Consider the following 13,240-nt stretch of genomic DNA (forward strand, 5'->3'; position numbering starts at 1 on the left):
GGTCAGGACTCCTGGTCGTGCCGATTGACCCGGGCTTCCAACTGGTTCTGGAAGTGCGACAGCACCGTTGCCAGAATCCAGTAGATCACCGCGGCGGCAAGATACATGGTGAAAATTTCGAAGGTGCGGGCGGTGATCAGCTGCGCCTGACGGAACAGCTCCGGTACCTGAATGGTGGCTGCCAGCGCGGTGTCCTTGACCAGCGAAATGAAGCTGTTGCCCAGCGGCGGCAACGCCGTGCGCATCGCTTGCGGCAGGATGGCCCGGCGCAGGGTCTGCGCGCGGGTCATGCCGATACTCGCAGCGGCTTCCCACTGGCCGCGTTCAATCGAACTGATCGCGGAACGGAGGATTTCACAGGCATAAGCGGCCATGTTCAGCGAGAGGCCGATCAGGGCTGCCGGTATCGGATCCAGTTCGAGACCCAATTGCGGCAAGCCGAAATAGATCATGAACAGTTGCACCAGCAACGGCGTGCCGCGAAAGAACGACACGTAGATGCGGGCGGTCCAGCTCACCAGTTTGAAGCGCGACAGGCGCATCAACGCCAGGCCGAAGCCCAGCAGCAAGCCGAAGAACATGCCGCCCAGGCTGAGGATGACCGTAAAGTACACGCCCTTCATCAGGAAGGGCGCGGACTCCAGTACGAGTTGGAAAGCTGCTTCCATTATTTAGTGACGTCAGCGCTGAAGTATTTTTCCGAAAGCTTGGTCAGCGTACCGTCGGCACGCAGCTTGTCGATGGCCTTGTTCACCGCGGCCAGCAGCTCAGGCTCGCCTTTGCGCAGGGCAATACCGGCTTCCTGGCGGGAGAACGCTTCGCCGGCGGCGGCAGTGTCCTTGGCCTTCCTGGCATATTCCAGCGCGGCCAGGCGGTCGATCAGAATGGCGTCGATGCGGCCGACGCGCAGATCCTGGAACTTGGTCGGATCATCTTCGTAGGTGCGGATGTCAGCCGTAGGCACATTGGCTTTCACCCACTGCTCATAGTTGGTGCCCAGACCTACGCCTACTTTCTTGCCGGCAAGATCGGCGGCGGTCTTGATGGTGTCTTTGTTTTTGGTCAGGGTCAGGGCCTGAATCCCGGAAACGGTATACGGCTCGGAGAAGTCATACTTCTTCTTGCGCTCTTCGGAGATGGTGACCTGGTTGATCACCGCGTCCAGACGCTTGGATTCCAGGGCTGCGAGGATGCCGTCCCATTTGGTTGGCTGCAGCTTGACCTTCACGCCCAACTCTTTGGCCAGGGCTTCGGAGAACTCGACTTCGAAGCCGGCCAGTTTGCCGTCGGCGTCGACGAAACTGAACGGTGGATAAGTGCCTTCCAGACCGACGTTGATCACGCCTGCGTCCTTGATTTTTTGCAGCTGCTCACCGGCCACTGCCTGCCCGAGCAGGCCGGCGCTCAGCGCCAGGCCCAGCGAACCCACCAGCAGATTTCGACGTAATGCGGAAAAATTCATGACAAGCCCCTGTGTTTTCTTATGGAAGACGCTTTAAGGAAAGTTGGCAAATTCGGGATTTGAACGACTGCGATATCCTGCCCTAAAGCAGCTTATGCGTCTTGCTGCAAATTCGCCTGCGGCGCGACTATATGATGGCGCTTTTAGAATGGAAAATAATAAATATAAATTTTGTTATTCTTAAAGTGAATATCGGTGTGGTGCATTCCTGTGGCGAGGGGGCTTGCCCCCGTTCGGCTGCGAAGCAGTCGCAAAGCCAGCCAACGCGCTCAATCTGAAAGAACCTGATCACAGGTTTTGGGGCCACTTCGTGGCCCAACGGGGGCAAGCCCCCTCGCCACAGAGAAACTTAAAAGACAGAAGTATAGGCAAACAACGCCGGCGCCCCACCGGTGTGCAGGAAGATGATCGGGCCGTCGTTGAAGCGCTGGCGCCCGATGCCGTCGAGCAATCCGGCCATGGCCTTGCCGGTATACACCGGGTCCAGCAGCAACCCTTCCTGGCTTGCCACCAACTTCACCGCCGCCAGCGTCCCGGCATTTGGCTCGCCATACCGTGGGCCGAAATATTCGTCCCACAGTTCGATTTTGAAACTCGCCGGCAGGCTTACGCCCAGCAGTTCGGCAGTGCGCTCGGCGAGGCCCTGGACTTTCGGTCGCTGATCTTCATCGCTGCGGGAAACGGTCACGCCGATCACTGGCAAATCCGGCAGTGCTTCACTCAACGCCAGCGCCAGGCCACTGTGGGTGCCGGCACTGCCGGACGCCAATACCACGGCGGCGAATGGCAGCCCGGTGTCTTTGATCTGTTCGGCCAGTTCCAGGCCCGCACGGACATAACCCAAAGCGCCCAAGGCATTGGAGCCACCAATCGGCACCAGATACGGCTTCTTGCCGTTGCTGCGCAGACGTCCGGCCAGCGCTTCCAACTGCTCGTCGGCGTTGTCGAGGTTTTCCACCAGCTCGACCTTGGCATCGAACAGATCCAGCAACAGCCGATTGCCGTTGCCGACGTAGTTGCTGTCGTCGGTGCCGAGCGGATTTTCCAGCAGGGCTACGCAACCCAAGCCAAGCTTGGCCGCAATGGCAGCCGTCTGGCGCACATGGTTGGACTGGATCGCGCCAGCAGTGATCAGAGTGTCAGCGCCCTGGGCCAAGGCATCGGCGGCCAGGTATTCGAGTTTGCGCAGCTTGTTGCCGCCCAGTGCCAATGGCGTCAGGTCATCGCGTTTGACGTACAGATCGCGGCCCAGCCAGGTCGACAGGCGTTCGAGTTTTTCCAGGGGAGTAGGATGACCAAGCAGGTCGAGGCGGTTAAAGCGGGCAAGCTGTTGTTTGATCATGGGTCCGTACTGGCGGAGGAAGATGTCAGGACTATAGGCACGGGTATTTAGTGGGGCAACTGCCAATCGCTTATAGCCAAAAGTGTTGAGCACAGCACTATTGGTTCTTAATTCGGCTGCAAGCCGTTGCCGTAAAGTAATCGCCGTTGACGCGGCCAGACAGTCCGGCCGCCCGTGAGGAGTTTTTACCGTGAGCGAGCGTTCCAGCCATTGGCAATTGCAGACCATCGTCAGCCAACTGCGCACGGCGCGCGACCAGTGGCGCGCACAAAACGGCCGTGCCAGCGGCGAGCAGGGCGGTCGCGAGTTGCCGTCCCGAGCGGCCATGGCGGAGATTCTCGAAGCCTTGTGTGGTGCGCTGTTCCCGATGCGTCTGGGCCCGGTGGATTTGCGCGAGGAGAGTGAAGACTTCTACGTCGGCCACACACTGGACGTGGCGTTGAACGCATTGCTGGCGCAGGCGCGGCTCGAACTGCGTTACGCCGCTCGCCACAGTGCCGAGGCCGACACCGAAGTCGAGGCCAAAACCATTTCGATCATTCAGGACTTCGCCCTCGCTCTGCCAGGGTTGCGCAGCCTGCTGGACACCGACGTTCTGGCGGCTTATCACGGCGACCCGGCAGCTCGCAGTGTCGATGAAGTGTTGCTGTGCTATCCGGGGATTCTGGCGGTGATTCACCACCGCCTGGCCCACCATTTGTACCGCGCCGGGCTGCCGCTGCTGGCGCGGATCAGCGCGGAAATCGCCCACTCGGCCACCGGCATCGACATCCATCCGGGGGCGCAGATCGGCCGCAGTTTCTTCATCGATCACGGGACGGGTGTGGTGATCGGTGAAACCGCGATCATCGGCGAGCGCGTGCGGATTTATCAGGCGGTGACCCTGGGCGCCAAGCGCTTCCCGGCGGACGAAGACGGCCAGTTGCAGAAGGGCCATCCGCGGCATCCGATTGTCGAGGACGATGTGGTGATCTATGCCGGCGCAACGATTCTGGGGCGCATCACCATCGGCAAGGGCTCGACCATCGGCGGCAACGTCTGGCTGACCCGTAGCGTGCCGGCGGGGTGCAACCTGACCCAGGCGAATCTTCAGCATGATGATGGGACGCAGAAGTAAGCTATATGACGCTTAACACTGTGGCGAGGGGGCTTGCCCCCGTTCGGCTGCGCAGCAGTCGCAAAACCAACCAACGCGGTCTATCTGAAAGAACCTGATCACAGGTTTTGGGGCCACTTCGTGGCCCAACGGGGGCAAGCCCCCTCGCCACAGCCCTTCCTTGAGCTAGCGTAGGAAAGCTACCGCCGAGCCCTGCGATTAGTCCTTAGCCCCCTATCCATGTTTAACTTGAACGCTCATTCAAGTTAAACCGCCGGTTTGCTGCCCGCTCACAACAGGAGGCTTGCCTTTGCCGAGTCCGTTATTGATTGCCCTGTTTCACCCCCTTGAGGTGCACCTTTCATGAGTGCATCGTCCACCCCCGCAAGCGGCCAGGTCCGCATGAATCCGCCGGTTTTTTATTTCGCGGCGACCTTTATTTTGTTGTTCGCCGTTGTCGTCATGGCGATGCCTGAACAGGCCGGTGCCTGGCTGTTGCAAGCGCAAAACTGGGCGGCCAATACGGTCGGCTGGTACTACATGCTCGCGATGACGCTGTATCTGGTCTTCGTGGTGGTCACCGCCTTGTCCGGCTACGGCAAGATCAAGCTCGGTGCCGACCACGACGAGCCCGAATTCAGCTACCTGTCCTGGGCCGGCATGCTGTTCGCCGCCGGGATCAGCATCACGCTGTTTTTCTTTTGCGTGTCCGAACCGCTGACGCACCTGGCGCAACCGCCCCAAGGCGAGGCCGGCACGGCGGATGCGGCGCGTCAGGCGATGCAGATTCTGTTTCTGCACTGGGGCCTGCACGGTTGGGGCGTGTTCGCCTTCGTTGGCATGGCGTTGGCCTATTTCGCCTATCGACATAACCTGCCGCTGGCCCTGCGTTCGGCGCTGTACCCACTGATCGGCAAGCGCATCAACGGCCCCATCGGTTACGCGGTGGATGGCTTCGGCATCATCGCCACGGTGTTCGGCCTCGGCGCCGACATGGGCTTTGGCGTATTGCACCTCAACTCGGGCCTGGATTACCTGTTCGGCATCGCCCACACCCAGTGGATTCAGGTCGGCCTGATCACGCTGATGATGGGCGCGGCGATCATCGTCGCGGTGTCCGGCGTCGATAAAGGCGTGCGAGTGATGTCGGACATCAACATGCTGCTGGCCTGTGCGCTGCTGCTGTTCGTGTTGTTCGCCGGCCCCACCCAGCACTTGCTCAATACGCTGATCCAGAACATCGGCGACTACCTCGGCGCCTTGCCGATGAAGAGTTTCGACCTCTACGCCTATGACAAACCCAGCGACTGGCTGGGCGGCTGGACGGTGTTTTACTGGGCCTGGTGGATTGCATGGTCGCCGTTCGTGGGCCTGTTCATCGCACGGATTTCCCGTGGCCGGACCATCCGCGAATTTGTTTTCGGCGTGCTGCTGATCCCGCTCGGTTTCACCCTGGCGTGGATGTCGATCTTCGGCAACAGCGCCATTGATCAGGTGCTCAACCACGGCATGAGCGCCCTCGGCATGTCGGCCATCGATAACCCGTCGATGACGCTGTACCTGCTGCTGGAAACCTACCCATGGAGCAAAACCGTGATTGCGGTCACGGTGTTCATCAGCTTCGTGTTCTTCGTCACGTCGGCCGACTCCGGCACCGTGGTGTTGTCGACGCTGTCCGCCAAAGGCGGTAACCCGGATGAAGACGGGCCGAAATGGCTGCGAGTGTTCTGGGGCGCGATGACGGCGCTGGTGACCAGCGCGCTGTTGTTCTCCGGCAGCATCGATGCATTGAAGTCAGCGGTGGTGCTGACGTCGTTGCCGTTTTCGATGATTTTGCTGTTGATGATGTGGGGGCTGCACAAGGCGTTTTATCTGGAATCGCAGAAGCAGATCGCGCAACTGCATTCCCTCGCGCCGGTGTCCGGATCGCGGCGTGGCGGTTGGCGTCAGCGCTTGAGTCAGGCGGTGCATTTCCCGTCTCGGGATGAGGTCTATCGCTTCCTCGATGCCACGGTGCGCCCGGCCATTGAGGAGGTGACCGCTGTGTTCGTTGAGAAGGGCTTGCACGTGGTCACTCAGCCCGATCCGGCCAACGACAGCGTCAGCCTGGAGATCGGTCATGGCGAACTGCATCCGTTCATCTATCAGGTGCAAATGCGCGGTTACTTCACGCCGTCCTTCGCCCGTGGCGGCATGGGTTCCAAGGAACTCAACAATCGTCGTTACTACCGGGCCGAAGTGCATTTGAGCGAGGGCAGTCAGGACTACGATCTGGTGGGCTACACCAAGGAGCAGGTTATCAACGACATCCTCGACCAGTACGAACGGCACATGCAGTTTTTGCATCTGGTGCGTTGATCGAGCGTCTTTTCAAGCATCAGTGCTCAACACCGTGAACAACACCAGCGCCGCCACCGGTACGCCGAATACCGCGCTACCCACCACCAGCTCCGTGCTCAACGGCTGGCCGGCGTTGACCATGCCGACCGCGCCGTTGATCAAGGTCAACGCCAGCCACAACACGACAAAGCTGAAGGCCAGGGTCTGGCGGGGGAAACCGATTTTCTCGCCGATGAACAGCATCAGCGCCAGCAGAACCAGGCCGAAGAAGATGATGATTGCTGTGTGCATGGTGAGTCCACCCTTCAGGTATGCATTGCTTTTGAGGCAGCCATCGCGAGCAGGCTCGCTCCCACATTCAACCGCGTTGCTGGATGAGAGCTCGGTCATCTGTGGGAGCGAGCCTGCTCGCGATGGGGTCACCTCGGTGTCCTTGCTAATTATTGAGCATAGGCACCGCTGCGTTTAAACCAACCCACCATTCACCCGCAGAATTTGCCCATTCACCCAAGCCGAATCCGGTCCCGCCAGAAACGACACAACGCGAGCAATATCCTCCGGCTGACCCAAACGCTCCAGTGGAGGCATTTTGGCAAAGTTCTGGATCTGCTCTTCGCTCTTGCCGTGCAAAAACAGCTCAGTCACCACCGGGCCAGGGGCCACGGCATTGACGGTGATGCTGTGCCCGCGCATTTCCTTGGCGAACACCTGGGTCAAGGATTCCACTGCCGCTTTGCTGGCGATGTACACCGCGTAGCCGGGCAAGTTAAGGCCAACGGTGCTGCTGGAGAAGTTGATGATCCGGCCGCCGCTGTTCAGGCGGGTCGCCGCTTCACGCAAGGTGTTGAACGTACCGCGCGCGTGGATGTTGAAAGTCTGGTCGAACAGTTCGTCCGTGTGCTGCGCCAGCGGCATGACTTTGAGGATGCCGGCGTTGTTGATCAGCACATCGACCTTGCCCAATTGCGCTTCAGTCTCGTCGAACAACCGGCGCACGTCGTCGGCATTCGCCACGTCAGCCTTGACCGCTATGGCCTGATGCCCGGCCTGACGCAACTCCACCACCAGTTTTGATGCTTCAGTGGCGCTGCTGGCGTAGTTGATGGCGACGGCGAAACCTTCGCTGGCGAGTTGTCTGGCGATTACGGCGCCGATGCCGCGAGAGGCGCCGGTCACGATGGCAACTTTCGAAGTTTGAGTAGTCATGGTGTTGATTCCTTAGAGGGGTTTGAAGTGGAGCCAGACTCACATGTTTACTCAGGGCGATAAATGCATGAGAGTTGTCTTGACTGTTCAATAACCGCCAACAATCGACCGTCAGGAGCCCTGCGTGGATCAAGTCAAAGCGATGAAGGTTTTCGTGCGGATCTACGAGCGCAGCAGTTTCACGCTGGCGGCCAATGACCTGAACCTGCCGCGGGCGACCCTGACTCACACGCTGAATCAGTTCGAAGCCTGGCTCGGTACTCGTTTACTGGAGCGCAGTACCCGCAAGGTGCGTCCTACGCTGGATGGAGAGGCGTACTACTCGCGTTGTGTGCAGTTGCTGGCGGAACTGGAAGAAGCCGAACTGGCATTCCGCAGCGTGGCGCCGAAAGGGCGGTTGCGTGTGGATTTGCATGGGACGTTGGCCAAGCACTTTGTAATCCCCGCGTTGCCGCAATTCATGGCGCGCTACCCGGACATCGAACTGTCCATCAGCGAAGCCGACCGGTTTGTCGACCTGATCGCCGAAGGCGTTGATTGCGTGTTGCGCGCCGGTACCTTGGGCGACTCGGCCCTGATCGGTAAACGCGTCGCCAACCTGCGGCAGATCACCTGCGCCAGCCCCGCCTACCTGCGCAAATATGGCGAACCGAAAAACCTCGAAGACCTGAAAAAACACCGCGCGGTGAACTACGTTTCGCGCACCACCGCCAAGTTGTTTCCGTTTGAATTTATGGTGGATGGCGAGCTGCAAGAAGTGGCCATCGATGGCGCGTTGTCGGTGTTCGGTGCGGAAATTTATGCAGCCTCGGCGATTGCAGGCCTGGGCCTGATTCAGTGCCCGCATTACCGAATGGAAACGCTGATTTCCCAAGGCCTGGTGCGGGAAATCCTCACCGACACACCACCGCCACCGATGCCGGTTTCCGTGTTGTATCCCCATAACAAGCACATGTCGCCACGGGTTCGGGTGTTTGTGGATTGGTTGGGGGAGGTGTTTGCAGAGGCCCGATAACCGATGGTCCGCGGGCAATCTGGCTTGCTTGAGTTCGGCTAATATTTATCAGAGTGTGTATCGTGTGTATTAAAGGTGTGATCATCACGTAATGTGCTCAGCAGATGCTGCCCACAAGGACGAAGGTGATGCTAAGTCGGGAAATGATCAGGATGATCGAGGAGGATGGCTGGTATCTGGTGGCCGTGAAAGGTAGCCACCATCAGTACAAGCATTCGTGCAAGTCAGGCAGGGTGACGATAAAGCACCCTGATTCGGATCTTCCAAAAGGAACGATCAACAGCATATTGAAACAGGCGGGTCTGAAATGAGGCCCGACATCGGAAACGAAAGCCTCGAAGGGGCCACATCACAGGAAGGACTCATCGAAATGAAATTCCCGGTCGTTCTGCACAAGGATGCCGACTCAGAATACGGAGTGATTATCCCGGACGTGCCGGGTTGCTTCTCCGCGGGCGCTACTGTGGCGCAGGCATTTGAAAACGTGAAAGAAGCGTTGGCTTTGCACTATGAAGGCTTGGTCGCCGATGGTGATCCACTGCCGCAGGTGCGTGAGATTGACGCTCATCTTGATAACCCTGATTACGCTGGCGGTGTATGGGGTGTGGTCGACTTCGATATCACGCCTTACTTCGGCAAGTCGGTGCGCTTCAATGCCACGCTCCCAGAGCAATTGCTTGAGCGTATCGACCAGACGGTCAGACGAGATCAACGATACAGCTCAAGATCTGGTTTTTTGGCGGCTGCCGCGTTGCGTGAGTTGTCGGCGTAAACGTTGGGAGTGGATATCGGCGCTATGCGGTGGGTCAGATTTAATAATCTGTGAAACGTTTCAGCATTTTCTCGAGTCCGAGGTTTATCGGCGTTTGTCCAAGCGTATGCTGGGCAACTTGCAAAGCAGTCGATACCACATTCAAGACAGACAAGAGAGGATTCGATGACCTACACCGCCGCCGAAAACCGCTACGATTCCATCCCTTACCGCCGCGTGGGTCGCAGCGGGTTGGTGCTGCCGGCACTGTCCCTGGGCTTGTGGCACAACTTCGGCGACAGCACGCCGATCGACACCCAGCGTTCGTTGCTGCGCACGGCGTTCGATCTCGGTATCAACCACTTCGACCTGGCCAACAACTACGGCCCGCCGTACGGCAGCGCCGAGATCAACTTCGGTCGTTTGCTGCGTGAAGACTTCAAGCAGTACCGCGATGAGTTGATCATCTCCAGCAAGGCCGGTTGGGACATGTGGGCTGGCCCTTATGGTCAGGGCGGCGGTTCGCGCAAATATGTATTGGCCAGCCTCGATCAGAGCCTGCAACGCCTGGGTCTCGATTACGTAGACATCTTCTATTCCCACCGCTTCGACCCGGATACTCCACTGGAAGAAACGGCCAGCGCACTGGCCACCGTCGTGCAACAAGGCAAGGCGCTGTACATCGGCATCTCGTCCTACTCCGGGGTGAAAACCCGTGAAATCGCCGGGTTGCTGAAAGAGTGGAAAGTGCCGTTGCTGATTCATCAACCGGCTTACAACCTGCTGAATCGCTGGGTGGAAAAGGACCTGCTGGACACCACCGATGAACTCGGCACCGGAGTGATCGCCTTCACGCCATTGGCTCAGGGGCTGTTGACCGACAAGTATCTCAATGGCGTGCCAGCGGATGCGCGGGTGAACCGTCCGGGTGGTGGTTCGTTGCAGGCGTCTCACCTGTCTGAAGCCAACATTGCTCACGTGCGTGCGTTGAATGAGATCGCCAAACGCCGCGGTCAGAGCCTGGCGCAGTTGGCGCTGGCCTGGACCCTGCGCGATCCGCGGGTGACCTCGGCGCTGATTGGCGCGAGCCGGCCGGAGCAGATCATCGAGAACGTCGGGGCGTTGAAGAACCTGAGTTTTAGCGTGGAAGAGTTGGCGGAGATTGATCGGTTTGCCCAGGAGGGTGGGGTCAACTTGTGGGAGAAGCCTTCGACGGCTGAATAACTCCGTACTAATCGTTCCCACGCTCCGCGTGGGAATGCAGCCCGGGACGCTCCGCGTCCCATCCAGAGCCGAACGCAGAGCGTCCGTTGAGGCATTCCCACGCGGAGCGGGGGAACGATCGGCTCACCGGAAGAAAGGCACATCCCCCAACACCGTCGCCCGCTGCATCACCCGCCGCGCCGGACGGTAATCATCCACCGCGTGATGCTGGGTCACACGGTTGTCCCAGAACGCGATGTCGTCTTTCTGCCAGCGCCAGCGGATGGTGAATTCCGGCCGTGTGGTGTGGGCGAACAAGAATTTCAGAATCACTTCGCTTTCCGTTTCCGACAGTTCATTGATCTTCGACGTGAACCCTTCATTGACGAACAACGACCGGCGCCCGCTTACCGGGTGCGTGCGAATCACTGGGTGCGACAGCGGTGGGTTCTTGCGCCGGGCTTCTTCCCACTGGGCCAAGGCTTCCGGTGTATTGCCATAGCGTTCCAGCGGGAACGAGCGGGTGAAATCATGGGTAGCGGTCAACCCTTCGAGCAGGGTTTTCATCGGTATGGACAGTGCTTCATACGCCGCAATACCACTGGCCCACAGCGTATCGCCGCCAAATTCCGGCAGCAGTTTGGCGCTGAGCACCGCGCCCATCGCCGGGGTCGGCAGGAAGGTCACGTCGGTGTGCCAGATCGCGTTGTCCCGCACGTCGGTGACGGCGGTGTCGAGGATCAGCACTTGCGGCTGCTCAGGCACGTTCGGGTAGATCGGATGAATATGCAGGTCACCGAAATAGGCGGCGAATCGCGCTTGCTGTTGCGGCTTGATCGGCTGGTCGCGGAAGAACAGCACTTGATGCTTGAGCAACGCCTGCTCGATGGCGTCGCGTTGTTCCGCGCTCAGCGGCTGGCTGATGTCGATGCCGCTGATTTGTGCGCCGAGGGCGGAGCTTACAGGGACGATCGTCAGGTTACTCATGGTCTTTCTCTTCAATCCGGGGCGTCGAGTTGTTGTGGGAGCGGGCTTGTGTGGTGAGGGGGCTTGTCGGAACGCCGCACCGCCCCGTTGGGCTGCGAAGCAGCCCCAAAATCTCCGATGTACCAAAGATCTTGTGAGTGCTACGCACTCAAACGGGGGCAAGCCCCCTCGCCACAGGCCCGCTCCCACAATGAATACTCAGTGAGCCTGGCCGTGCCATGGCACCAGTTTGCGTTGCAAGGCACGCAGGCCCATTTCCATGGCGAAAGCGATCAGCGCGATCACCAGAATCCCTAACACCACCACATCGGTGACCAGAAACTGCGCGGCCGACTGCACCATGAAGCCCAAACCACTGGTGGCGGCGATCAATTCGGCAGCGACCAGCGTTGACCAACCCACGCCCAAGCCAATCCGCACACCGGTCAAAATGTCCGGCAACGCACTGGGTAGAATTACATGGCGAATCAACTGTGCCCGGGTCGCGCCCAGCGACTGCGCGGCGCGCAATTTCGCCGGGTCGACGGTACGCACACCGGTGGCGGTGGCAATCGCGATGGGGGCGAAGATCGCCAGGTAGATCAGCAAAACTTTTGACAACTCACCGATGCCGCACCAGATCACGATCAGCGGCAGATAAGCCAGCGGCGGAATCGGACGGTAAAACTCGATCAGCGGGTCGAGAATGCCGCGAGCGATGCGGTTGTGGCCGATGGCGATGCCGACCGGCACGGCGGTCAACACCGCAAAGCCCAGGCCCAGGCCAATACGGCTGAGGCTCGCGCCCAGGTGCTGCCACAAGGTCGAATCCATGTAGCCGGTGGTCACCAGCAACCAGCCTTTTTGCAGCACGGCAGACGGTGGCGGCAGGAACAGGGGTTCGATCAAGGCCGTGGCGGTGACGGCCCACCAAATGGCAACGAGAGCGGTCAGCGTCAGTACGCTGATCCAGCGCGTGTTCAAACTGCGACGCAGCGGGATTACCGCCGAGCCCTTCACTTTTGAGCCCGGTTTCACCGTTGCGGCGGGAACTTCATAGCTGCTCATGCGCGCTCCTGCCGCTGGACGGTACTGCGTTGGGAGAACACTTTGGCGAGTACATGTTCACGGGTTTCGATAAAGCGCGGGTCGGATTTGATCGCCCGCGCCGACTCACCGGCGGCGTAACGCTGACCGAAATCCAGGCTCAGACGCTCGACGACTTGCCCAGGGTTTGGCGCCAGCAGAATCAGATCCGTGGCGAGGAACACCGCTTCTTCAATGTCGTGGGTAATCAGGAACACCGGTTTAGCGGTGCGCTGCCAGACTTGCAGCAACAACTCCTGCATCTGTTCGCGGGTGAAGGCGTCGAGGGCACCGAAGGGTTCGTCCATCAGCAAAACCCGAGGGTCGGCGGCGAGGGCGCGAGCGAGGCCGACACGTTGTTTCTGCCCGCCCGAGAGTTGCCAGATGCGGCGATGTTCGAAACCGGAGAGGTCCACCAGTGCGAGCATTTCCCGGGCGCGCTGTTCACGTTTTCCCCGCGGAGCGCCAGCCAGTTCCAGACCGAAACCGACGTTGGCCAGCACGTCCTGCCAGGGCAGCAGGGCGTCGTCCTGGAACACCACGCCGCGCTCGGCGCTCGGGCCTTTGACCGGCACGCCGTCAAGGGTGATGCGCCCGGCACTGGGCTCGACGAAACCGGCAATCAGGTTCAACAGCGAGGTCTTGCCACTGCCGGACGGGCCGAGGGCGACCAGCAATTGCTGGGGCCCAAGGCTCAGGGAAATATCCGCCAGCACAGGTTCCGCTGCACCGGGGTACTGTGCGCAGATGCGCTCCAGCTGTAGCAAAGCCAT

14 protein-coding genes are annotated in these 13,240 nt (G+C 59.7%); 6 read left to right on the forward strand and 8 right to left on the reverse strand.

The features are described from left to right. Positions 1-2 precede the first annotated feature (2 nt). The 3 genes from tcyL to ACA044_RS01235 all read right to left on the reverse strand — a co-directional run bounded on the left by tcyL (position 3) and on the right by ACA044_RS01235 (position 2,804). The gene (gene tcyL / locus ACA044_RS01225) at positions 3-668 is read right to left on the reverse strand and encodes a cystine ABC transporter permease (RefSeq protein WP_497444813.1); all 666 of its coding nucleotides are present in this window, start codon (positions 666-668) and stop codon (positions 3-5) included. Further along, a complete protein-coding gene (gene tcyJ / locus ACA044_RS01230; protein WP_497444814.1) occupies positions 668-1,462 on the reverse strand; it encodes a cystine ABC transporter substrate-binding protein in 795 nt (264 codons plus the stop codon). Before tcyJ ends, tcyL begins: the two co-directional genes overlap by 1 nt. A 349-nt stretch (positions 1,463-1,811) precedes the next feature. Further along, positions 1,812-2,804: a D-cysteine desulfhydrase gene (locus ACA044_RS01235; RefSeq protein WP_497444815.1), complete on the reverse strand. Its 993-nt coding sequence runs from the start codon at positions 2,802-2,804 to the stop codon at positions 1,812-1,814. A gap of 190 nt (positions 2,805-2,994) precedes the next feature. Here ACA044_RS01235 and epsC point away from each other — a divergent pair, with 190 nt between their 5' ends. Both epsC and betT read left to right on the forward strand, forming a co-directional pair. Further along, positions 2,995-3,921, forward strand: a complete 927-nt coding sequence (epsC, locus tag ACA044_RS01240; RefSeq protein ID WP_497444816.1) for a serine O-acetyltransferase EpsC — start codon at positions 2,995-2,997, stop codon at positions 3,919-3,921. Positions 3,922-4,302: 381 nt separating this feature from the next. Then, positions 4,303-6,258: a choline transporter BetT gene (gene betT, locus ACA044_RS01245; RefSeq protein WP_497447145.1), complete on the forward strand. Its 1,956-nt coding sequence runs from the start codon at positions 4,303-4,305 to the stop codon at positions 6,256-6,258. Positions 6,259-6,270: 12 nt separating this feature from the next. On the opposite strand, the gene ACA044_RS01250 is transcribed toward betT, so the two are convergent. Both ACA044_RS01250 and ACA044_RS01255 read right to left on the reverse strand, forming a co-directional pair. Then, entirely contained in the window at positions 6,271-6,531 is a 261-nt protein-coding gene (locus tag ACA044_RS01250) for a hypothetical protein (RefSeq protein ID WP_497444817.1), read from the reverse strand. Between the two features lie 174 nt (positions 6,532-6,705). Further along, positions 6,706-7,446, reverse strand: a complete 741-nt coding sequence (locus tag ACA044_RS01255; protein WP_497444818.1) for an SDR family oxidoreductase — start codon at positions 7,444-7,446, stop codon at positions 6,706-6,708. 124 nt (positions 7,447-7,570) lie between these two features. On the opposite strand from ACA044_RS01255, the gene ACA044_RS01260 reads away from it, so the two are divergent. The 4 genes from ACA044_RS01260 to mgrA all read left to right on the forward strand — a co-directional run bounded on the left by ACA044_RS01260 (position 7,571) and on the right by mgrA (position 10,436). Then, positions 7,571-8,461, forward strand: coding sequence for a LysR family transcriptional regulator (locus tag ACA044_RS01260; protein WP_497444819.1), 891 nt, complete (start codon positions 7,571-7,573; stop codon positions 8,459-8,461). Positions 8,462-8,589: 128 nt separating this feature from the next. Further along, complete coding sequence (locus tag ACA044_RS01265; RefSeq protein WP_497444820.1) at positions 8,590-8,772, forward strand: type II toxin-antitoxin system HicA family toxin; 183 nt, start codon at positions 8,590-8,592, stop codon at positions 8,770-8,772. Next, positions 8,769-9,233, forward strand: coding sequence for a type II toxin-antitoxin system HicB family antitoxin (locus tag ACA044_RS01270; RefSeq protein ID WP_173667514.1), 465 nt, complete (start codon positions 8,769-8,771; stop codon positions 9,231-9,233). Before ACA044_RS01265 ends, ACA044_RS01270 begins: the two co-directional genes overlap by 4 nt. 165 nt (positions 9,234-9,398) lie before the next feature. After that, positions 9,399-10,436 (forward strand): L-glyceraldehyde 3-phosphate reductase, encoded by a 1,038-nt coding sequence (mgrA, locus tag ACA044_RS01275; RefSeq protein ID WP_497444821.1) that lies wholly within the window; start codon positions 9,399-9,401, stop codon positions 10,434-10,436. Positions 10,437-10,559: 123 nt separating this feature from the next. Here mgrA and tauD read toward each other — a convergent pair whose 3' ends face one another. From tauD to tauB, 3 genes are all read right to left on the reverse strand, one after another. Then, positions 10,560-11,402 carry a taurine dioxygenase gene (tauD, locus tag ACA044_RS01280; protein ID WP_497444822.1) on the reverse strand — a complete coding sequence of 281 codons (843 nt, stop codon included), beginning with the start codon at positions 11,400-11,402 and terminating at the stop codon, positions 10,560-10,562. A 198-nt stretch (positions 11,403-11,600) separates the two neighbouring features. After that, positions 11,601-12,449 carry a taurine ABC transporter permease TauC gene (tauC, locus tag ACA044_RS01285; protein WP_497444823.1) on the reverse strand — a complete coding sequence of 283 codons (849 nt, stop codon included), beginning with the start codon at positions 12,447-12,449 and terminating at the stop codon, positions 11,601-11,603. Next, positions 12,446-13,240: a taurine ABC transporter ATP-binding subunit gene (gene tauB, locus ACA044_RS01290; RefSeq protein WP_497444824.1), complete on the reverse strand. Its 795-nt coding sequence runs from the start codon at positions 13,238-13,240 to the stop codon at positions 12,446-12,448. The genes tauC and tauB overlap by 4 nt, the downstream gene beginning before the upstream one ends.

Source organism: Pseudomonas sp. LBUM1673, from assembly GCF_059695645.1.